This window comes from Planococcus antarcticus DSM 14505 (assembly GCF_001687565.2).
Lineage (GTDB): Bacteria > Bacillota > Bacilli > Bacillales_A > Planococcaceae > Planococcus > Planococcus antarcticus.
The window spans coordinates 2,591,893-2,613,150 of the sequence record NZ_CP016534.2 but is presented as its reverse complement, the minus strand read 5'-3'; the positions used below and the strand labels follow the sequence as shown (position 1 = coordinate 2,613,150).

General features: G+C 43.0%; 19 protein-coding genes and 1 other annotated feature (1 of these 20 only partly in view). Of the genes, 14 read left to right on the top strand and 5 right to left on the bottom strand.

Going from position 1 to position 21,258, the window contains the following annotated elements; all coding sequences use genetic code 11:
* From BBH88_RS13060 to BBH88_RS13045, 4 genes are all read left to right on the top strand, one after another.
* Nucleotides 1-1,179, top strand: a complete 1,179-nt coding sequence (locus tag BBH88_RS13060) for a DUF418 domain-containing protein (RefSeq protein WP_006829755.1) — start codon at nt 1-3, stop codon at nt 1,177-1,179.
* A gap of 43 nt (nt 1,180-1,222) precedes the next feature.
* Nucleotides 1,223-2,122 carry a fumarylacetoacetate hydrolase family protein gene (locus BBH88_RS13055; RefSeq protein ID WP_006829754.1) on the top strand — a complete coding sequence of 300 codons (900 nt, stop codon included), beginning with the start codon at nt 1,223-1,225 and terminating at the stop codon, nt 2,120-2,122.
* Nucleotides 2,123-2,190: 68 nt separating this feature from the next.
* Nucleotides 2,191-2,562, top strand: coding sequence for a YisL family protein (locus BBH88_RS13050; protein ID WP_006829753.1), 372 nt, complete (start codon nt 2,191-2,193; stop codon nt 2,560-2,562).
* 176 nt (nt 2,563-2,738) lie between these two features.
* Nucleotides 2,739-4,202 carry an alpha-amylase family glycosyl hydrolase gene (locus BBH88_RS13045; protein ID WP_006829752.1) on the top strand — a complete coding sequence of 488 codons (1,464 nt, stop codon included), beginning with the start codon at nt 2,739-2,741 and terminating at the stop codon, nt 4,200-4,202.
* A gap of 70 nt (nt 4,203-4,272) precedes the next feature.
* On the opposite strand, the gene BBH88_RS13040 is transcribed toward BBH88_RS13045, so the two are convergent.
* Genes BBH88_RS13040 through BBH88_RS13030 form a run of 3 tightly spaced genes read right to left on the bottom strand, consistent with a single transcriptional unit; the run spans nt 4,273 to nt 7,299 of the window.
* Complete coding sequence (locus BBH88_RS13040; RefSeq protein ID WP_006829751.1) at nt 4,273-5,607, bottom strand: CoA-disulfide reductase; 1,335 nt, start codon at nt 5,605-5,607, stop codon at nt 4,273-4,275.
* Entirely contained in the window at nt 5,604-6,473 is an 870-nt protein-coding gene (locus tag BBH88_RS13035; RefSeq protein WP_065536713.1) for a DegV family protein, read from the bottom strand. The genes BBH88_RS13040 and BBH88_RS13035 overlap by 4 nt, the downstream gene beginning before the upstream one ends.
* Before the next feature lie 19 nt (nt 6,474-6,492).
* Nucleotides 6,493-7,299, bottom strand: a complete 807-nt coding sequence (locus tag BBH88_RS13030) for a Cof-type HAD-IIB family hydrolase (RefSeq protein ID WP_065536714.1) — start codon at nt 7,297-7,299, stop codon at nt 6,493-6,495.
* Between the two features lie 160 nt (nt 7,300-7,459).
* Between BBH88_RS13030 and BBH88_RS13025 the strand changes: the two genes are divergently transcribed.
* The 3 genes from BBH88_RS13025 to BBH88_RS13015 all read left to right on the top strand — a co-directional run bounded on the left by BBH88_RS13025 (nt 7,460) and on the right by BBH88_RS13015 (nt 11,088).
* Nucleotides 7,460-8,227, top strand: coding sequence for a prolyl oligopeptidase family serine peptidase (locus tag BBH88_RS13025; protein ID WP_006829748.1), 768 nt, complete (start codon nt 7,460-7,462; stop codon nt 8,225-8,227).
* A gap of 67 nt (nt 8,228-8,294) precedes the next feature.
* Nucleotides 8,295-8,603 carry a metal-sulfur cluster assembly factor gene (locus tag BBH88_RS13020; RefSeq protein ID WP_006829747.1) on the top strand — a complete coding sequence of 103 codons (309 nt, stop codon included), beginning with the start codon at nt 8,295-8,297 and terminating at the stop codon, nt 8,601-8,603.
* 343 nt (nt 8,604-8,946) lie between these two features.
* Nucleotides 8,947-11,088, top strand: coding sequence for an ATP-dependent Clp protease ATP-binding subunit (locus BBH88_RS13015; RefSeq protein ID WP_006829746.1), 2,142 nt, complete (start codon nt 8,947-8,949; stop codon nt 11,086-11,088).
* Nucleotides 11,089-11,119: 31 nt separating this feature from the next.
* Here the strand turns inward: BBH88_RS13015 and BBH88_RS13010 are convergent, their stop codons facing one another.
* Complete coding sequence (locus tag BBH88_RS13010; protein WP_006829745.1) at nt 11,120-11,305, bottom strand: YjzD family protein; 186 nt, start codon at nt 11,303-11,305, stop codon at nt 11,120-11,122.
* Nucleotides 11,306-11,492: 187 nt separating this feature from the next.
* On the opposite strand from BBH88_RS13010, the gene BBH88_RS13005 reads away from it, so the two are divergent.
* From BBH88_RS13005 to opp4A, 7 genes are all read left to right on the top strand, one after another.
* Nucleotides 11,493-12,431 carry a beta-ketoacyl-ACP synthase III gene (locus tag BBH88_RS13005; RefSeq protein ID WP_065536715.1) on the top strand — a complete coding sequence of 313 codons (939 nt, stop codon included), beginning with the start codon at nt 11,493-11,495 and terminating at the stop codon, nt 12,429-12,431.
* A 27-nt stretch (nt 12,432-12,458) separates the two neighbouring features.
* Nucleotides 12,459-13,694, top strand: a complete 1,236-nt coding sequence (gene fabF, locus BBH88_RS13000) for a beta-ketoacyl-ACP synthase II (RefSeq protein WP_006829743.1) — start codon at nt 12,459-12,461, stop codon at nt 13,692-13,694.
* 696 nt (nt 13,695-14,390) lie between these two features.
* Nucleotides 14,391-15,407, top strand: a complete 1,017-nt coding sequence (locus BBH88_RS12995) for an ABC transporter ATP-binding protein (RefSeq protein ID WP_006829742.1) — start codon at nt 14,391-14,393, stop codon at nt 15,405-15,407.
* Nucleotides 15,394-16,329, top strand: coding sequence for an ABC transporter ATP-binding protein (locus BBH88_RS12990; protein WP_006829741.1), 936 nt, complete (start codon nt 15,394-15,396; stop codon nt 16,327-16,329). Before BBH88_RS12995 ends, BBH88_RS12990 begins: the two co-directional genes overlap by 14 nt.
* Before the next feature lie 5 nt (nt 16,330-16,334).
* Complete coding sequence (gene opp4B / locus BBH88_RS12985; RefSeq protein ID WP_006829740.1) at nt 16,335-17,297, top strand: oligopeptide ABC transporter permease; 963 nt, start codon at nt 16,335-16,337, stop codon at nt 17,295-17,297.
* Between the two features lie 25 nt (nt 17,298-17,322).
* Nucleotides 17,323-18,234, top strand: coding sequence for an ABC transporter permease (locus BBH88_RS12980; RefSeq protein WP_065536716.1), 912 nt, complete (start codon nt 17,323-17,325; stop codon nt 18,232-18,234).
* A 118-nt stretch (nt 18,235-18,352) separates the two neighbouring features.
* Nucleotides 18,353-20,176, top strand: a complete 1,824-nt coding sequence (gene opp4A, locus BBH88_RS12975) for an oligopeptide ABC transporter substrate-binding protein (RefSeq protein ID WP_006829738.1) — start codon at nt 18,353-18,355, stop codon at nt 20,174-20,176.
* 44 nt (nt 20,177-20,220) lie between these two features.
* Here the strand turns inward: opp4A and trpS are convergent, their stop codons facing one another.
* Nucleotides 20,221-21,210, bottom strand: a complete 990-nt coding sequence (trpS, locus tag BBH88_RS12970) for a tryptophan--tRNA ligase (protein ID WP_006829737.1) — start codon at nt 21,208-21,210, stop codon at nt 20,221-20,223.
* 44 nt (nt 21,211-21,254) lie between these two features.
* Nucleotides 21,255-21,258: a binding site (T-box leader), on the bottom strand; it runs 208 nt beyond the window's last position.

Genomic DNA, 21,258 nt, shown 5'->3' with positions numbered 1-21,258 from the left:
TTGAACTTACAGCCAGTTTCTATAAATGAACGAGTAAAAGCAATTGATTTGATGAGAGGGTTTTCACTTTTTGGTATTTTAATCATTAATATGCTGGCTTTTCATTCGCCACTTTCCTATATCGATCCCTATAAATGGTTTGATGGAAATGTGAATGAAGGTGTATACCTGTTTATCGATATATTTATCCAAGCCAGTTTCTATCCTTTATTTGCCATGTTGTTCGGCTATGGGTTGGCGATGCAATTTATGCGTGCAGAAGCTAAGCAACGTCCCTTTACGCTATTAGCCGTCAAACGCTTAGCAGTGCTACTGCTGTTCGGCATCATCCATGCTTTTTTAATCTGGTATGGGGATATTCTGATTACTTACGCCATCATGGGCTTTTTGCTGATTGGCATGATCCGACTGCCATCTAGCTGGCTGATGGGCTTTGCGGCCATCATCTATGCCGTTCCGCATTTGCTGCTATTGGGTATTATGTTTATAGCAGTTGCAGCGGATCCGAATACTTATGTAGGTTACTTGGAAATCGAAAGCTCAATCCAATTTTACCAATCAGGCAGTTTTGCAGAAATTTTCAGTCAACGGTTAGCGGATTGGACCTACAGCAATAATTTAGTAGGCTATGTTATTCTGATCGCCACGATCCTGCCATTCCTGATGGTTGGAGCGGCTGCAGCAAAATGGCAGCTGATTGAGCGGACTCAGGAAAAACGCAAACTGTGGCTGTTTTTAGCCGTCGTTCCTTTGCTGATGGGTTTGTTGCTGAAGACTGCGCCATTTCTATTTGAACCAAACTACGCGTTTATCTATCTGCAAGATATTTTCGGAGGACCGCTTGTAGCAATCGGCTATGCGGCAATAATCGCTTTGTTGGCACAAAAAACTAGTATGCAGAAGCTGTTATCTCCGGTTGCCAAAGTGGGGCGGATGTCGCTGACGACATACATCACGCAATCCATATTGGCAACACTGATCTTTTATTCGTACGGCTTTGGTCTGTATGGACAAGTGGATCTGCTGACTGGAACATTGATTGCCATCGGAATTTTTATAGTTCAGCTGATTTTTGCTGAACTTTGGTTCGAAAAGTTTTCAAGAGGACCGCTCGAAAGTGTCTGGAGAAAATGGACATATGGAAATAATTTCGAAAAAACTAACAATTCAAAACCCTAAATGTGTATAATGAATTCAATCAAAGAAAAGGAGTGTTTGACGAATGAAGCTGTTATCATTTCGCTATGAAGAAAAAGAAGGATTCGGACCAAAGGTTAAAAAGGAGGAAGCTGTCTGGGATTTGCTTGCCATCCAACAGCAATTAGAGGTCCTGCCGGCATTCCCATCACAGTTGATTGATGGAATTCCACAAGGATTAGAGTTTGTCGAACAAATTCGCAAATTGACGGAAGCTGCTGTCCAATCTGAACGCTCTGAAGAATTCAAACACTCATTTTCAGAAATTGAATGGTTAGCTCCAATTTCCAGAACACCTAAAAACATTATTGGTATTGGAAAGAACTATGCGGATCACGCCAAAGAAATGGGTGGGGAAGCTCCTGTAGACCTAGTGGTTTTCACAAAGTCGCCTACTTGTATTTCAGCAGACGGCGAAACTGTTTCTGTTCATAGTGACGTGACCGATGCCTATGATTACGAAGGGGAACTCGCTATCATCATTGGAAAAGCGGGTCACAAAATACCAAAGCAAATGGCTTATGATTATGTTTTTGGCTACAGCATCGCGAATGATTTGACTGCCCGAGACCTACAGGAAAAGCACCAGCAGTATTTCCTTGGGAAAAGCTTGCCGGGCTCATGTCCACTAGGGCCTTATATTGTGACCAAAGATGAAATTCCTCAATCACAGAATTTGTCGATCGTAACAAAAGTCAATGACGAAGTACGCCAAAATGGCAATACAGAAAATATGATTCGCCGTGTGGATGACCTCATAGCGGAAGTTTCACAGTATGTTGAACTGGAACCAGGGGATGTTCTGCTTACTGGCACACCGGCTGGAGTTGGAAAAGGCTTTAATCCACCAAAATTCCTTAAAGCGGGAGACACTGTTAAAGTATCAATTGAATCCATTGGCACCCTCGTCACACATTTGTCATAAGATATGAGCTCTTCCCATCGTCCGATTTGTGATAAACTGGAAAGGACTTTATTAGAAGAGGTGAGCTTTTGGATATTTTTACACAGACTACACATCTACACATCACAACATGGGTCATTGCCGTCGTCTTGTTCCTAATTGCGGCATTTATGCAGCGCGATAGCAAAGGCCGCAAGATTTTGCACATGGTCTTGAGGTTGTTCTACATTTTGATCATCATCACAGGACTTACTTTATTCATCGAATGGTCTTCATCAGATCCGATGCTGTACGGCATTAAGTTCTTATTGGGTGTTTTGGCGATCGGAATGATGGAAATGATTTTGGTTCGTTCGAAAAAACAAAAACCGGTTACGATGTTTTGGGCATTGTTTGTCTTATTCCTATTTGCCACAATGTTCATCGGTTTCATGTTGCCGATCGGTTTGAATTTCTTTTAAGAAAAGCAGGCAGGTGCTCAATGCACTTGCCTTTTTCTATGGAGATTTTCACAGTTTAGACGAAACTTAGGCAAGTCATTGCTGAAACCCTAACTTAACATGGCAGCGGTAGCTTGAATTTGATAAAATTAACCGTGTGGCACGCAATAGCAACCTCATTGAAGGAGGATTTCAGATTGAAGGCAAAATGGATTTTAAGCATCATATCAAGCGTACTAGTGTTAACACTCGTTAATCCGGCTTTTGCTGCAGACGAGCGCGAACTAAAAGATGAGCTCATCTATGATGTACTGGTTGACCGTTATTTCAATAAAAAGATCGATAATGATTACGAAGTAAATGCATTGGATCCTGCAAGTTTCAATGGAGGCGACTTTGATGGCATGGCCAGTGAACTATTATTTGTGAAAGAAATGGGCTTTACCGCTCTTTCGATAGGACCTGTGTTTTCGACAGCTACATATGATGGGAAAAGAGTATTGGACTACACCAAATTTGAGCGCCATTTTGGAACAAAAGAAGAATTTGAAGAATTGGTAGCTGAAATCCATGATCAGGATATGAAAGTGATTGTGGATGTCCCAACGCAGCAAGTAAGTGAGGAACATGTTTGGGTAGCTGAAAATCCAGATTGGTTTACGGAAAATGAAGATGGCAGCCTGGCTTTGGATACTTCGAATCTAGAAGCACAGGAAGCATTGATTTCCACTTTTACGGAATTTAGTGAGACTTATGAAATTGATGGCTTCCGTCTGCAGAATGCAGACCAGTTGGATGAGTCATTTGTAAGTGATTTTTCTGACGCCATTAAAGACGTCCGGGACAGCTACATCTTAAGCGACAGAGAAATGGCAGAGATGCCTGGGGTTGATGCAGTGGTCTTGCCAGGAGTAGAAGAAACCCTGCGTGCGGCTTATAAGAATTTCGACCAGGATTTGACTGGAATTTCTTCTATCATGGAAGAAAGCGAAGACAACCTCATTCAAGTGGATTCTTTAATAGGATCTCGGTTTACAGCCGATATTGTCGAAGAAAATGGTTTTCCACCAACACGCTGGACACTGCTGTTGACTCAGTTATTGACAATGCCCGGAATCCCAGTCGTCCAGTATGGCTCCGAATCAGCAATGAACGGCACTGAGCTGCCCGAATCACATCAAATTTTGGATTTAGCTGTGGACAAAGAACTAGTTGATCATATCACGGACTTGACATCATTGCGCAATTCATCTGAGGCTTTACGGACAGGCGAATTGGAAATTCTACATGACGAAGATGGCTGGCTGGTCTACAAACGCTCCAATGATGAAGAAACGTGGATTATCGCCATCAACAATTCTTCAGTAACTAAGAATATTAACCTACCTGCTGAGGTTATTGGAGAAGGACAGGAAATGCGCGGTTTGTTTGAAAGCGATATTATCCGCCAAGAAGACAATGGAGAATACCGTTTGACGCAGGACCGTGAAATTGCAGAAGTTTTCCATGTGACCGAAGAAACTAAACTAAATTCCGCTTACATTGCGGTTCTTGCTATCATGTATGTCGTGTTCATGCTGTTTTTGTGGGTTGTTTGGCGCAAAGGCAAGCAGCGTAAAGCAGACGCAGCAAAACAAAAGGCAAATGAAAAAACGGTATAATAGTTTTATCAAAATAAAACAGGCAAAGAAAAAGCGATTCGCTTTTTCTTTGCCTGTTTTCGTGTGGGTACTATTTGGTGATGGCCTTATAGCCAACCATATTGATCGGATCTTTGGGTGAAGAATAAGGCGGTGCATAACAGAGCTCGAGTGCCTGCAAGTCGTCAATTGTCAATCCGCCGTAAATAGCTGTAACGATAACATCTATTCGCTTATCAACCCCTTTGCCGCCAATGCATTGCGCTCCAAGAATCTTTCGAGTCTGTGGATCGTAATGGACCTTTAATGTGAGTTTCGCATGCTCGGGATAATAGCCTGCATTCGAGTTGCCGGTATGTGTAACTGTTGCGAAAGCCAGATTTTTGTCCTGAATGGCTTTTTCGTTCAACCCGGTCATCGCAGCGGTCAACGAAAAAATCTTTAAGACAGAAGTTCCGAGTAATCCTTTTTTCGCTATTTTATCTCCCGTCAGATGACGTGCTGCGACGAATGCTTGACGATGAGCGGGGGACGCAAGAGGCACTCTCTTTGGATCTCCCGTTACCATATCAAAATTCTCTGAAGCATCACCGATTGCATAAATTGATGGATCATTTGTCTGCATGAATTCATTGGTTTGAATGCCGCCGGTTTCACCGATTTTCAACCCGGCTTTCACAGCAAGGCCGGTATTAGGGCGCAAGCCAATGCTCATAATGATGAAATCAGACTGTAGCTCAATGCCATTCTGTAATTTAATGGTTTTGCCTTCAGTCTTTTCAATCGTGGTTCCAGTAATAAGCTTGACGCCGTGTTGTGACAGTTCTTTTTCGATGATCACCGAAATATCGGTGTCCAAAATGGACATGATAGTCGGAGATTTGTGCACCAGCGATACGTCCAAGCCCAGGTTTTTGAGGTTTTCAGCCATTTCAAGACCGATAAATCCGCCGCCTGAAACCACACAATTTTTAGGCCGCTCGTCCTTAATGAACTGATCAATCTGCTGCATATCATCAAAATTGCGTAAAGTGAAGACCTTTGAAGAATCCAGTCCCTCGACTTTAGGCACAATGGCAGAACCGCCTGGAGCCAAGATTAAAGCATCATAGGGCTCCTCAAATTGTTCGCTTGTTTCCAGGTTCCGCACACGGACTTTCTTAGCTGCTCTATCGATTTCCAGCACTTCATGTCGCAAATGAACATCAATATCTCGCTTTTTCTTAAATTGCTCGGGATCCGTCATGATGATTGAGCGTTCATCTTCAATGACATCGCCTATAACGTATGGTGTTCCACACGCTGCGTAGGACATTGTTGAATCACGATCAAACACAACGATGCGTGCTTCCGGATCGTAGAATCGAATTTGGCCAGCGGCTGTGGCTCCTCCACCTACTGCACCTACAATGACTATTTTTTTCAAAGCCCAATCAGCTCCTGATCAATCTGATTAAAGAAGAACAAAGCCAAAGTACCCGGTCCGGTATGTGCGGCAATGACAGAGCCAATCATATGGATTTCAACACTACGGGGATGGAAATTCTCTTCTATTTCCTGCTTCAGGACATTGGCGAACTCTTCATCGTCACCATGGCTGATGGCGATTATTTGCTGGTCCAAGTCAGTGCCACGTTCTTTCATTAGTTCAATCATGCGTTTAATGACTTTTTTGCGTCCACGCAGTTTCTCGATCGGCACTAATTTGCCGTCTTCTACATGGAGTAATGGTTTAATGTTCAGTAACCCCCCAACAAAAGCACTGCCTTTGGAGATACGCCCCCCCTTAGCCATATAGTCGAGATCTTCCACGGTAAAGAGACTTTCCAAATGATCGGCCATAAAACGGGTCTTTTCAATAATTTTATCCAGTGGCTGTTGGGCATCCCGCAATTTTACCGCTTCTTTAACCAGTAGCCCATAGCCAAGTGATGCGGCTTTTGAATCCAGTATCGTAAGCTTTAAATCAGGATGTTCTTCGCGTACCTGATCTGCAACCATCACCGCAGTGCTGTATGTGCCCGACAGTTCAGAAGAGAAGGCAATGTAATAGCCCTCATCGCCGTCTTTTGCCAGTTGCTCAAAGGCAGACAGCATTTCCTCAGGTGAAACCTGCGATGTTTTTGGATGGTTGCCATTCCGGATATTATCGTACACTTTGATCGATTGAATGCCTCTTATGTCTTCAAAATCCTGGTCTCCAATGTGGACACGCAACGGGAATAAAACAACATTTTCGTTTTCGAAAAAATCCTTTGGCAAATCCGATGCGCTGTCAGCGAATAATCTCATAGGTAATCCCCCTTTTTATTTACAGTTTCAATCTGTCAATCAGCAATTCTGCGATACCGTCATCGTTATTTGTTAAAGTGATTTCATTGGCGATATTTTTTAAAGGATCGATGGCATTGCCCATGGCCACACCAACTCCTGCAAAATCAATCATTTCAAGATCATTATCTTCATCGCCAAAAGCAATGATGTTTTCCCGCGAAATGCCCAGTGATTTGGAAACACGGTCTAGTCCAACAGCTTTACTCATGCCGCTTTTGACAATTTCAATAACGTGCCAAGGAGCTCCCCAGCGGCGATGGTCGATCATTTCGGCGTGGACGGAAGACAAATGATCATGGATTTCCTGCACTCGCTCAAATGGTGCGTGGATTAAAATAGACGTCGGGTCAGTTTTTAAATAATTACGCAAATCCCCCGTTGTGATGGTCGGATCTCCAAAACGGAAAATATCCATCAATTTTTCATCATGATGGTGAACATAAACATCATCCAGAACTTCAGCGACGATATTGTGGAAATCGTAATCGTGCATTGATTCCACCACTTCGTGGACTACGTCCAATCCGATAGGCGTATGATGCGTCCCCCAATGCCGATTGGTCGGATGATGGACAAATGCACCGTTAAAGTTGACGATTGGTGTCGTTAGCCCCAGTTCCTTGTAATAGGTTTCACTCGAACGATAGGGCCGGCCAGTTGCAATCATTACCTGATGCCCTGCTTCAAGTGCTTTATTTAAAGTCAGTTTCGTTTTTTGTGAAATGACTTTCTGATCTGTCAATAAGGTTCCATCTAAATCAAGAACGATTAAATGTTGTTTCATAAAATAGCCATCTCCTTTCTATATATTACTAGTGTAGCGATAAAGCAAGGGATTCGTCAAAAAAATTTAAGTAAATCAAAAGACTTTAATTGGAAAGGAATTGGTGTTTGCCAGGTATCTGGAAGATTGGTACGATTGATGATGAAGGAAGTGAATTCAGTTGAGAGTTCAACGACAAATTTGGGGACATATCCCTTTGCTTCATATAACTCCGAATCAGGATGCGGAAGTAGCATTGCCAACAGTTGTTTTTTTTCATGGTCATATGAGTGCCAAAGAGCATAATTTGCATTATGCCTACCAGTTGGCTGAAAAAGGACTTCGTGTAATTTTGCCGGATGCGCATCTTCACGGAGAACGCAGCGAAGGATTGGATGAAGTTCAAATAAGCTTGCGGTTTTGGGAAATCGTGCTTACTTCAATAGAAGAGCTAGCATTTCTGCATAAAGAACTACATAAGCGTGAGCTGGTCACTGGTGAACCGGGGATAGGTGGAACTTCCATGGGCGGCATCACCACTCTGGGGGCAATGACGGTTTATCCATGGATCCAAGCGGCGGCCGTTATGATGGGCGCAGGAAATTACGTAGAGTTGGCGCAGGCGCAAATGGCTCAATATGAATCGAGAGGTTTCCAGTTGCCAATCAGTGCAGAAGAACGCGAACGCATGCTTTCGACTTTAGCTATTTTTGATAGTGGCCGGAACAAGCCGAAATTCAACGGACGGCCGATTTATTTCTGGCATGGGGAACAGGATGTGACGGTGCCATTTGAACCGACCTATCGTCTGTTTAAAGAGCTTAAGAATCAGTACGAAGCAGTACCTGAAAAAATTAACTTTACCCGTGAAAGAGAAGCTGGACACGCGGTAAGTCGAAACGGAATGCTCGAGGCCACAGACTGGCTCGCAAAATACTTAATCGAGTAAGCGTGTCAATTTCAATTCTGTACGAAGTTTGTTAAGATAGTATTATTAGTAAAGGGAGGGATTCTAAATGGATCAAGATATGAAAGACAGCATGATGGGTGCGTTGGAAACAGTAATCGATCCCGAATTGGGAGTAGATATTGTCAATCTCGGGCTAGTATATGATGTAATGGTGACTGAAGATGGCTTTGCGGTTGTTACTATGACCTTAACGTCGATGGGATGTCCAATGGGACCTCAAATCGTGGAAATGGTCAAAGCTTCCTTGTATGAATTGCCTGAAGTCGAAGAAGTCGATGTTAAAATCGTCTGGACACCAGTATGGGGCAAAGACCATATGTCACGTTATGCAAAAATGGCGCTTGGCGTCCGATAATCGATATTCAAAAAGCCTTGCCGAAATTTATTCCGGCAAGGCTTTTCTGTTCGCTAATGATATGCACAATCCTTAGAAGAAGGAGCAGATGATGGCACCTGTCCGAGCAGGCGTTTTGACGAACCCCTTTTCCTTCATCGCTGCGCCAGCTTAATCACAAAGAGGTGTTCCAAAAAACTTTAGGTGTGTCTTTTCGAAAGCGTTTGCTTGGGGTGATTTCTTTAAATAATATATCAATTTGAAAGAACAATAAATTTGGGTCATAATAATTGATTATTCCTGAAAAATTGACTATAATTTAATTAGTCAAAGATAGTCAAACAATTTGAAAGGTGTGATTATTATGGTTCAATTCCCGAATAACACAGATCAAAAATCCCCGTTGGAGCAGTTTGGACGAAATATGGTGGAACAGGCGCAAGCGGGGAAAATGGACCCTGTTATCGGCAGAGACCAAGAAATCCGCAACGTTATCCGGATCTTGTCACGGAAGACCAAAAACAATCCAGTATTGATCGGAGAACCTGGTGTCGGTAAAACGGCGATTGTCGAAGGGCTGGCACAGCGGATTGTCCGTAATGATGTCCCGGAAGGCTTGAAAAACCGGACTATTTACGAGCTTGATATGAGCGCATTGATTGCTGGAGCCAAGTACCGTGGTGAATTCGAAGAGCGTTTGAAAAGTGTCCTAAAGCAGGTCAAAGACAGTGAAGGACAGATTATTCTCTTTATCGATGAAATCCACACCATTGTCGGAGCCGGTAAAACAGAAGGGGCGATGGATGCAGGGAATATGCTGAAACCGATGCTTGCGCGCGGGGAATTGTATTGTATTGGAGCAACCACTCTGGACGAATACCGGAAGCATATCGAAAAAGATCCAGCATTAGAGCGTCGTTTCCAACAGGTGATGGTACGAGAGCCTTCGGTCGAAGATACGGTCTCCATTTTACGCGGGTTGAAGGAACGCTTTGAATTGCATCACGCTGTTCGGATTCATGACCGGGCGATTGTAGCTGCAGCTGCAATGTCAGACCGTTATATTACAGAGCGATTTTTGCCGGACAAAGCCATTGACTTGATAGATGAAGCTTGTGCAATGATCCGCACGGAAATCGACTCGATGCCTCAGGAGCTTGATGAAGTGACACGTCGCCTTATGCAGCTCGAAATTGAAGAGCAGGCTCTAATGAAAGAAAAAGATGAGGCGAGTAAAATTCGATTGAAAACCTTGCGCGAAGAAATCACCGACCTGCGTGACTCTTCGGCCGGAATGAAAAATCAATGGACCGAAGAAAAAGAGTCATTGAAAAAAATTCAGGAAAAGCGTGAGCGGCTAGATCAATTCCGCCGACAGCTGGAAGATGCTGAAAACCGGTATGATCTGAACGCAGCTGCTGTTTTGCAGCATGGTAAGATTCCAGAATTGGAAAAAGAGTTGGTGGCACTAGAAGCGGATCTGGAAAAAGGTGGTGCTGAGCGCTTGCTGCGTGAAGAAGTCACCGAAGAAGAAATTGCAGGAATCGTAGGCAGATGGACCGGCATTCCAGTGACAAAATTGGTGGAAGGTGAGCGGGAGAAGCTGCTTCGTTTGGATGAAACCCTGAAAGAACGGGTAATCGGTCAAGACAAAGCAGTTGAGCTAGTCACTGAAGCAGTATGGAGAGCACGCGCAGGCATCAAAGACGAAAGAAAACCAATCGGTTCTTTTATTTTCCTTGGGCCAACAGGCGTTGGTAAAACGGAATTGGCCAAATCTCTGGCAGCCAATCTATTTGACTCAGAAGATCATTTTATCCGGATCGACATGTCCGAATATATGGAAAAACATAGTGTTTCCCGTCTGATTGGAGCACCTCCTGGCTATATTGGCTACGAAGAAGGGGGTCAACTGACAGAAGCGGTGCGCCGCAATCCTTACTCCGTTGTGTTGCTTGATGAAATTGAAAAAGCACATCCGGATGTCGCAAATATTCTGTTGCAGATATTAGATGATGGACGCATTACCGATAGCCAAGGGCGGCTGGTCAACTTCTCGAACACCGTGGTGATTATGACTTCCAACATCGGATCGGCTTACATCAACGATACCAGTAGCGAACATGATATTGAAGACATTGTTATGGGGGAATTGCGCCGGCATTTTAAACCGGAACTGTTGAATCGCATCGACGATATCGTCATATTCCATGCGCTCAATAATCGTCATTTTTATGGCATTGCCAAGAAAATGATCGCGGAACTTGCTGCCCGTATCAGCCAGCAGCACATCAAACTTACTGTAGATGATTCAGTCATCAGTTATATTGTAGAAGCTGGAACCGATCCATTATTTGGTGCACGTCCGTTAAAACGTTTTATTCAGCGGAATATTGAAACGAATATTGCACGTGAATTGATTAAAGGCGGAATTGTCGCCAATTCGGAATTGGAATTGACTATGGGAGAAAATAAACAAATCATCATCAACAAAAAAGAAGCGTAATCCGGATTTCCGGATTGCGCTTCTTTTCTTATTAATGCTTTTCAGGAGCAGGTCCTTCTGGAATAATGGCCGACATAACAAAAATCAGAATTGAAACTCCGACTGAAATGTAAACGCCGATCATGAAATCGAAAGGTACGTTCTGTACTGCACTTACCACGTAGTTAACCAATGAAATCAATAAAAATGACCATAAAAATGTTCCAATATATTGCATCTAGTTTCACCTCTACATAGAATATCTAGCCTAATCATAGCACAAGCCTCAACGGACAGAAAGAAAGATTCCAGACAATGAAGAATTTTTGTCGAAATTATGTCAGTTAGTTGAAATTACAGACATGGTGGCGTATTATTAATACCAGGTACTAATATATGATGATAACTGAAATGAGGGATATAAGATGAATGCTGGAATTATCGGTTTGGGTAGATGCCTTCCGGAAGATATATTGACGAACTTTCAATTAGAGCAGCGCATGGATACCAGTGACGAGTGGATCCGTACAATGACAGGCATAGAAGAGCGCCGAATTGCAAAAGACGATCAGGATACTTCTGACATGTCACGGGAAGCTGCAAAAAAAGCGATTGAAGATGCTGGCATCGATCCTGCTGAAATCGGTTTGATCTTAGTGGCGACAGTCACACCCGATCAGCCCTTTCCATCGATGTCTTGCGTGATTCAGCAGGAAATTGGAGCTGTTAATGCTGCAGCCATGGATATTTCTGCTGCATGCGCAGGATTCATGTATGGAGTGATTACTGCAAAACAATTCATTGATTCTGATGTTTATAAATATGTACTGGTTGTTGGTGTCGAAAAATTATCGAAAATCACCAACTGGGAAGATCGTAACACTGCTGTGCTGTTCGGTGATGGTGCAGGAGCTGCAGTAATCGGAAAAGTTTCCGAAGGACGAGGAATCCTATCTTTTGAACTTGGGGCAGATGGTTCAGGGGGAAAACACCTTTACCAGGACGAAGAAGACCATTTACAGATGAATGGTAGAGAAGTATTCAAGTTTGCTGTACGCCAAATGGGTGAGTCAGCGATAAATGTTATCAAAAAAGCGGGATTACAAAAAGAAGATGTCGATTTTCTCATCCCGCATCAAGCCAATATCCGCATTATGGAGGCGTCTAGAGAACGTTTAGGCCTTCCGGTTGAGAAAATGTCGAAAACAATCCATAAATATGGAAACACTTCAGCCGCATCGATTCCGGTTTCTCTCGTCGAAGACGTCGAAGAGGGCCGTGTTAAAGACGATGATGTCATCGTCATGGTCGGATTTGGCGGCGGTTTGACATGGGGCGCGATTGCTATGAAGTGGGGTAAATAATCAGGTATGCGAAAGGAAGAAGATAGAATGGAAAATCGTCGTGTAGTTATTACAGGAATTGGTGCTGTCACACCTTTAGGCAATGATATTGAAACAACTTGGGAAGCTGTCAAAAGTGGGAAATCCGGAGTTGGTCCTTTAACCAGATTGGATGCAGATTTATATTCAGCGAAAGTTGCCGCAGAAGTAAATGACTTTTCGATAGAAGATTATATTGAAAAGAAAGATGCTCGGAAAATGGACCGCTTTACGCATTATGCACTTGCTGCTTCGATCATGGCAATGAAAGATGCCAAGCTTGAACTGGATGAAAAAACAGCTCTACGGACAGGTGTCTGGATCGGTTCAGGTATTGGTGGTATGGAGACAATTGAAAACCAGATGAACGTGCTGAATACGAGAGGCGTTCGCCGCATCAGTCCATTCTTAATTCCAATGATTATTCCAGATATGGCATCAGGTCAGGTCTCGATTTACTTTGGCGCCAAAGCGATCAACTCTTGTTCAGTAACAGCTTGTGCTTCAGGCACAAACTCGATAGGCGATGCTTTTAAAGTTATTCAACGCGGAGATGCAGATGCTATGATTTCCGGCGGAGCAGAAGCACCTATCACACAATTGTCAGTAGCCGGATTTACAGCGAACACGGCATTGACGACAAATACCGACGCAGCGACAGCCTCTCGTCCATTCGATAAAAACCGTGATGGATTTGTCATTGGAGAAGGTGCAGGAATTGTTATCCTTGAAGAGTATGAATTCGCAAAAGCACGAGGTGCCAAGATTTATGCCGAAATTGTTGGATATGGTTCAACTGGAGACGCCTATCATATTACTGCTCCTGCTGAAGGTGGAGAAGGTGCAGCTCGTGCAATGGCACAAGCCTTGGCAGATGCAGGAATTGAAACAACGGATATCGGATACATTAATGCACATGGTACAAGTACAGCCTATAATGATCTATACGAGACCATGGCGGTTAAAACGGTATTTGGAGAACATGCCTATAAATTAGGAATGAGCTCAACCAAATCCATGACGGGCCACTTGCTTGGCGCTGCCGGTGGAGTCGAAGCGATTTTCACCGCATTGGCGTTGAAGGAAGGCATTATGCCTCCGACAACCAATTATGAAACGCCTGATGAACAATGTGATTTGGATTATGTTCCAAACGAAGCACGGAAAGCAGAATTTGAATTTGCAATGAGTAATTCACTTGGATTTGGTGGACATAACGCTTCGCTAGTATTCAAGAAAGTGTAAGACTACTTGTTAAAAATGGCAATTTGCAGCTTTTTTCTGCAAGTTGTCTTTTTTATTTTTTGAAAGTAAATCATTAGGGGATGAACCCATAATTTTATAAAAATTGAAAAAGTTTTCCGATTGCTGATTATCTTATGTTATTCTAAATAAGAGCAATAGTATTGAGTTATTTGGATGTACATTACAAGTTATGTAAATAATACCGACTACGCGAAAAACCAGCATCAAAAGTGTTCATACCTATTTGCCAGTAAAACAAATTATTTTCCATTAGCTAGTAACCGTCGAACTCTCAGAAGAAAGAATGGAATGCTTCTGCATTAAGCGATTTCTTCAAACTTGCTCCTCTTTAAAAGTCCCAAAAAAGCTTGCTCTTTACTTCAACTTATACAAAATGAATTAAAGCGAAGACTGTCGATGGAATTGGATTTAAGCGATGAAAAATAAGCTTTGTACAAATTTAATTTTTGCAAAATTGAAAATTTTTCTTTGATTTCATTGTAATAAAATCAATCAAAGAAACTAGTTTCCTAAAAAAAGTAGTGTAGCTTAGTTGCAGTGTTGCGTAGGCACGGTGGACCAGTTCCTATTTCTTTTTTTGATACAATAAATCAGAAGATTTAATTTTTTTGATTTAAAAACCAATTGTAACGAGAAGACAGCCATAGAATGGCTCTATGTTGAGGGGGGATAACTGTGAATGAGGTTTTACTGAATATCAAAAATCTAAAAACGTCCTTCAGAATTAAAGATGCACATTACGCTGCGGTTGATGACGTTTCATTAACAGTCAGAAAAAATGAGGTATTGGCGATTGTGGGTGAATCGGGTTCTGGAAAAAGCGCATTTGCGTTTTCTATTATGGGGCTTCATACGAGAGCTAAAATTGAAGGAGAAATCAATTACAAGGGCAATAATTTGGTCGCAGCAAATCCTAATCAAATGAAAAAGTTACGAGGCAGTGAGATGGGAATGATTTTTCAAGATGCCCTTTCAGCGCTTAATCCGCTTATGGTAGTGGGTGCTCAGATTGATGAAGCGATCTTCCTTCACAATCCGAAAAGTTCAAAAAGTCTGAGAAAAAAGCAAGTTATTAACTTACTGAATCAGGTAGGTATTCCGCGGCCTGAAAAAACATTTTACCAATATCCGCACGAGCTATCAGGAGGGATGCGTCAGCGCATTGTCATCGCAATGGCAATTTCAAACCAGCCTGAGCTTCTGATTGCGGATGAACCGACTACTGCTTTGGATGTGACCATCCAATCACAGATTCTAGATTTAATCAAAGAATTAAAAGAAACGATTCATGCTGGCATTATCCTGATTACGCATGATTTAGGCGTAGTTGCTGAAATGGCAGATCGAGTAGCTGTGATGTACGCGGGGCAGATTGTTGAAATTGCAGATATTTACTCATTAATGGAAAATCCCCAGCATCCATATACACGATCGCTGTTGAATTCTATACCGACCTTGTCTGAAGTGAAATCCGACCTCCATGTTATCCAAGGCGTCGTGCCGTCACTTCAGAACTTGCCACGAACAGGGTGCCGGTTTGCTTCTCGAATTCCCTGGATCGAAGAATCGGCCCACGAGGCTTCACCGGAACTTCACGAAATTAGTACTGGCCACTTTGTGCGGTGCACATGCTATAAGGACTTTTACTTCCCAGAACAAGCCGAGGAGGAACTCACCTATGCCACTAATTGAAGTCGAAAATCTGAAAGTCCATTTTCCGGTTCGTGGAGGTGTCTTTCAGACAGTGAAAGACCATGTTAGAGCAGTTGATGGTGTCTCATTCTCGATTGAACAAGGCCAGACATATGGGCTTGTAGGGGAATCTGGATCAGGAAAAACGACGACAGGCCGTGCGATTATCGGATTGAATGATATAACTTCAGGAAAAGTCATGTTTGAAGGCAGGGACTTGGCTTCTGTCAGCAAAAAGGAATATATTGATGTGCGAAAAGATATCCAGATGATCTTTCAAGATCCATTTTCATCGCTGAACCCGAAAAAACGGGTAGCGGATATTGTTGCTGAACCGCTTCGCAATTATGAAAACTTATCTCCCAAAGAAGAACGGATCCGTATTCAGGAATTGATGGAGTTGGTGGGGCTGAGTCCGGAAGCAATTTATAAGTACCCGCATGAATTTTCTGGGGGACAGCGGCAACGGATTGGTATTGCCCGTGCTATTGCGCTGAACCCGAAATTGATTATTGCGGATGAACCGGTTTCTGCTCTAGATGTATCCGTTCAGGCTCAGGTTTTGAACTTTATGCGGGAAATCCAAAAAGAACTGAACTTGACGTATTTATTCATCAGTCATGACTTAGGTATTATCCAGCATATGTGTGATCATATCGGCATCATGTACAAAGGGCGGTATGTCGAACACGGCACTTCACAGGAGATTTTCAACAACCCGCAGCATATTTACACAAAACGCTTGATTGCGGCAATTCCGGATAGCAATCCGCGCAATCGGGAAATGCATTACGAAAATCGCAAACTGGTGAAAACCGAGTATGACAAGCTGGAAAACGAATTTTTTGATGAAGAAGGTTTGCCTTTCTCGTTAAAATCAATTTCAGCCACCCATCAAGTAGCGTTGCCTGAGAGAGGTTGAATGGTATGTGGAAATTAATTGTACGCAGAACACTCATAACAATTCCGCAAATTATTGTCTTGAGCATTTTGGTATTTATTTTAGCTCAAGCAATGCCCGGAGATGCATTGACCGGGCTGATTGATCCAAGTATTGACCCAGCAACGATTGAAGCGATGCGAGAGCGTCTTGGATTGAATAACCCCTGGTATGTACAGTATTTCGAGTGGGTCAAAGGAGTTTTGCAGGGAGATTTCGGCCAGTCATTCCGCTTTAAGATGCCGGTATCTGAATTGATCGGTGAACGTATCATTAACACAATGTGGCTATCGTTGGCAACGTTGGTCCTGACATACCTAATCGCCATCCCTTTAGGAATCATCAGCGGCCGTTTTAATGATACATGGTTGGACCGTGCTATTACAGGCTATACGTATATTGGCTTTGCAGCTCCATTATTTATTTTTGCATTGGTTATGCTGTTCATTTTTGGATTCCAGCTGGCGTGGTTCCCGACAAGTGGCAGTGTTGCCCCCGGCACAGAACCGGGTACCTTCGCATATTTCATCAGCAAACTGAATCATTTATTATTGCCGGCGTTGTCTATGGCATTGATTACAACTGTCTCTACTGTCCAGTATTTAAGAAGTGAGATCATTGATACAAAACAAAAAGATTTTATCGTAACAGCCCGTGCTAAAGGGGCTTCTGAGTCAAGAGTCTATAATCGCCACGTGCTGCGAAACTCTTTGCTTCCAATAGCTGCTTTCTTTGGCTACGAGATTACAGGGCTGATTGGCGGAACCATATTCATCGAAAACATTTTTGGCTATCCAGGAATGGGTGAATTGTTCCTTTCTTCCATCAGCTTGCGTGATTACAGTGTAATGACGGCCCTTGTTCTGTTGTTCGGACTTGCAGCAATTATTGGCGCATTATTATCTGATATCATCTTGAGTTTGGTAGATCCACGTATCCGGATTAAATAATAAATGATAATTTTGAGGTGTAAATATGAGAATTGACAAAGACAGCGGAACACAAATTCCAGATGTGGATCTCGGCAAAAGCCTATCTGGATTCAGTATATTACTAAGAGAGTTAATAAGGGACAAGATAGCATTTGTTTCCCTGCTGTTCCTGTTTTTGATCATTGTCGGTGTTTTTGGTACATCGCTTATCATGGATCAATCTGAAATCATCAAAGTCGATCTTTTCGCTCTTTATGAACCGCCATCGGCCACTTATTGGCTGGGCACGGATTACGGTGGGCGGGATATTTTTGGTCAATTGATCATTGGGACACGCAATTCATTAGCCATTGGTTTTTTGGTCACGCTGTTGACAGGAATTATTGGCATATTGGTCGGACTAATTTCTGGATATTATGGTGGCACCGTGGACAATGTTTTCATGCGCCTTGTTGATTTCTTTATGGTTTTGCCAATATTGATGATCGTCATCGCGTTTGTAACAGCTGTACCTGGATACAGCATCGTGTCTTTCTCGTTAATTATGACTGCTTTCTTATGGATGGGGATTGCACGGCTGATTCGTTCAAAAGCGCTTCAGGAAAAAGAATTAGATTATGTAAAAGCCTCTAAGACATTAGGGACATCCGATTTCAAAATTATGTTTTTCCAAGTTTTGCCGAATTTAAGTTCGATCATCATCGTTACGATGACGTTAAATTTGGCAGGTAATATCGGAATTGAGTCAGGGCTGTCCTTTTTAGGATTTGGCTTTCCGGAATCGACTCCGAGTTTAGGGACCTTGATAAGTTATGCAAGAAATCCTCAAACACTGGAATTAAGATGGTGGATTTGGTTACCTGCATCAATTCTAATTTTTGTGTTGATGCTTAGTATAAATAATGTCGGGCAGGCCTTAAAGCGCGCTACCGATGCTCGACAGCGCAGAGGGTAACAAAAAAGTGGGGGAAAAGGGGGATTAGGGTTCTCGGTACCAGAAAAAAACAACTCTATTCACGTGCAACAGCAGTCCGAAAGAGCTTTATCTAAGAGGAAAGAGGAGGAAACAGAGAATGCCGAAAAATAAATGGTCTAGACATTTAGCTTTACCAATGTTGTCTTTTGTGTTGATCTTGGCAGCTTGTACTGGTGATGATACGTCCACTGAAGAAAGTGGCGGAGAAACGGGCACTGATGGTGGGCAGGAACTTGAGAACGGTGGTATGTATTCAATTGATGACTTCAGCAATGTGAAAACAAATGAAGGAGAAGCCATTGATGGCGGAACTATTACATTTGGTTTAGTATCAGATACAGTGTTTGAAGGAACATTAAACTGGAATTTCTACTCTGGTGCACCTGATGCAGAAATTTTGGAATGGTTTGATGAAGGGTTACTAACTTGGGATGAAAACTACGTTTACACAAATGATGGAGCTGCAACCTATGAAGTTTCAGAAGACGGCCGTACCTTCACTTTCAAGATTGGTGATAATGTCAACTGGCATGACGGTGAACCTGTGACAGCAGAAGATTGGTTGTTTGCACACGAAGTAATCGGTAACCCTGATTACGACGGCCCACGCTATAATTCGGACTTTACCAATATTGAAGGAATGGAAGAGTATAACAGCGGATCGGCTGATACGATTTCTGGTATTGAAGTTATTGACGATAAGACATTATCAATTACGTATATCGAGTCAACGCCTTCTTTATTGACAGGAAGTATCTGGTCTTATCCATTGGCTAAGCACATTTTTGGAGACATGTCAGTTGCCGATATCTCTTCTTCACCTGAAGTTCGTGAAAATCCAATCGGTTTTGGACCATTCAAAGTGGATAGCATCGTACCTGGTGAGTCTGTAACTCTTACTAAGAACGAAGACTACTGGCGCGGTGAACCAAATCTTGATGGCGTCACGATCAAAGTAATCAGCAGTTCAACAGTAGTTCAGGAGCTGGAAACTGGAGGAGTTGACTTGATCAGCGAATTCCCAGTGGATCAATTCCCTGACAATGCTGAAATGTCGAATGTAGAATATTTGGGAGCGATTGATCGCGCCTATACTTATATTGGCTTTAAATTGGGAACATGGGATGCTGAAAGCAACACAGTTGCCTACGATCCTGAAGCGAAAATGAACGATGTGGCGCTCCGTCAAGCAATGTGGCATGCGGTGGACAATGCAACAGTTGGTGAACGTTTCTACAACGGTTTGCGTTGGAATGCAACAACGTTGATTCCACCATCCCATCCTGAATTCCATGATGACAGCAATGAAGGAAGAACGTACGATCCTGAAGCAGCAAATCAGCTCTTGGAAGATGCGGGATACGTTGACACAGACGGAGATGGCTTGCGTGAAGATCCGGAAGGCAACCCGCTTGAAATCAACTTCATTTCAATGACTGGCGGCGATACAGCAGAACCATTGGCACAATATTATGTTCAGTCGTGGGAAGCGGTTGGGTTGAAAGTTAACTTGGAAATGCTCGAGTTCAACTCATTTTATGACCGCGTCGGAAACGGTGGAGAAGATGATCCAACTGTAGATGTCTTCCAGGCAGCATGGGGAGTTGGCATTGACGTAGATCCTTCAGGACTATACGGAGCGAACGCCATCTACAACTTTGCGCGTTGGGAAAATGAAGACAACGAACGTCTTCTTGCAGAAGGGCGCTCAGCAGAATCGTTTGACCTTGCATACCGCCAGGAAGTTTACAACGAATGGCAGCAGTTGATGGTCGACGAAGTGCCAGTATTCCCGACATTGTACCGTGCAGTCTTAAGCCCGGTTAACGATCGTGTATTAAACTATGCAATCGGCGATGGCACCGAAGTTTACTTGAATGAACTTGCAGTTAGTGCAGAATCACCAGTCACTGCAAAATAACAACCAAAGGAAAAGGAGCTGCGATTTTGCAGCTCCTTTTTATGTTATTTTCTTTTACGTCCAAGACCCATAGCATTTTCCATTTTGTTTAATGTCTTGTTTGCCAAGGAATTGGCTTTTACAGCGCCACTATCAAGAATTTTGTCCAACTCGTCCGAGTCGATCAAAGCAGCATATCGTTCTTGGATGGGTGCCAAATGTTCAGTAACGGCTTTAGCAACGGAAGCTTTGAAATCTCCATAGCCAGAACCTTCGTATTTGGCTACCAGATCGTCGATTGATACACCGGTCAGCGCAGTTTCAATGGTCAATAGGTTGGCTACACCCGGTTTGTTGATAGGGTCATAGCTGACGATGCCTTCAGAGTCGGTAACTGCGCTTTTAATTTTCTTTTCAATTGTTTTCAGATCATCCAGTAAAGTAATGATCGATTTTTTATTGGTATCGGATTTGCTCATCTTTTTCGTTGGGTCCTGAAGAGACATAATGCGTGCTCCATTTTTCGGTACACGGATGTCAGGAATCGTAAAAATATCGCTGTATTTGCGGTTAAACCTCTCTGCTAGGTCGCGTGTCAATTCGATATGCTGCTTTTGATCATCGCCGACAGGCACGATATCGGTCTGGTACAACAGGATATCAGCAGCCATAAGTGGAGGGTACGTCAACAATCCAGCTAGTACAGAAGCATTTTTGGCTGACTTGTCCTTATACTGCGTCATACGTTCAAGTTCGCCGATGGTCGAAACACATTGAAGCATCCATCCGGCTTGGGCGTGCGCTGGAACTTCCGACTGAACAAACAAAGTCACTTTCTCTGGATCGATTCCGACAGCCAGATAAAGCGCTGCTAACGCTTTGATGTTCTTACGGAGCTCTAAGCGGTCCTGGGGCATCGTGATGGCATGCTGGTCAACGATGCAAAAGATGCAGTCATATTCATCCTGTAGATCTGTGAATTGCTTAAAGGCTCCTATGTAATTGCCAAGTGTAACCGTACCGGTAGGCTGAACGCCTGAAAAGATTTTTTTCATCCCAATTCCTCCTCAAAATAAAAAACACAGCACACATCCCTTAAAAAA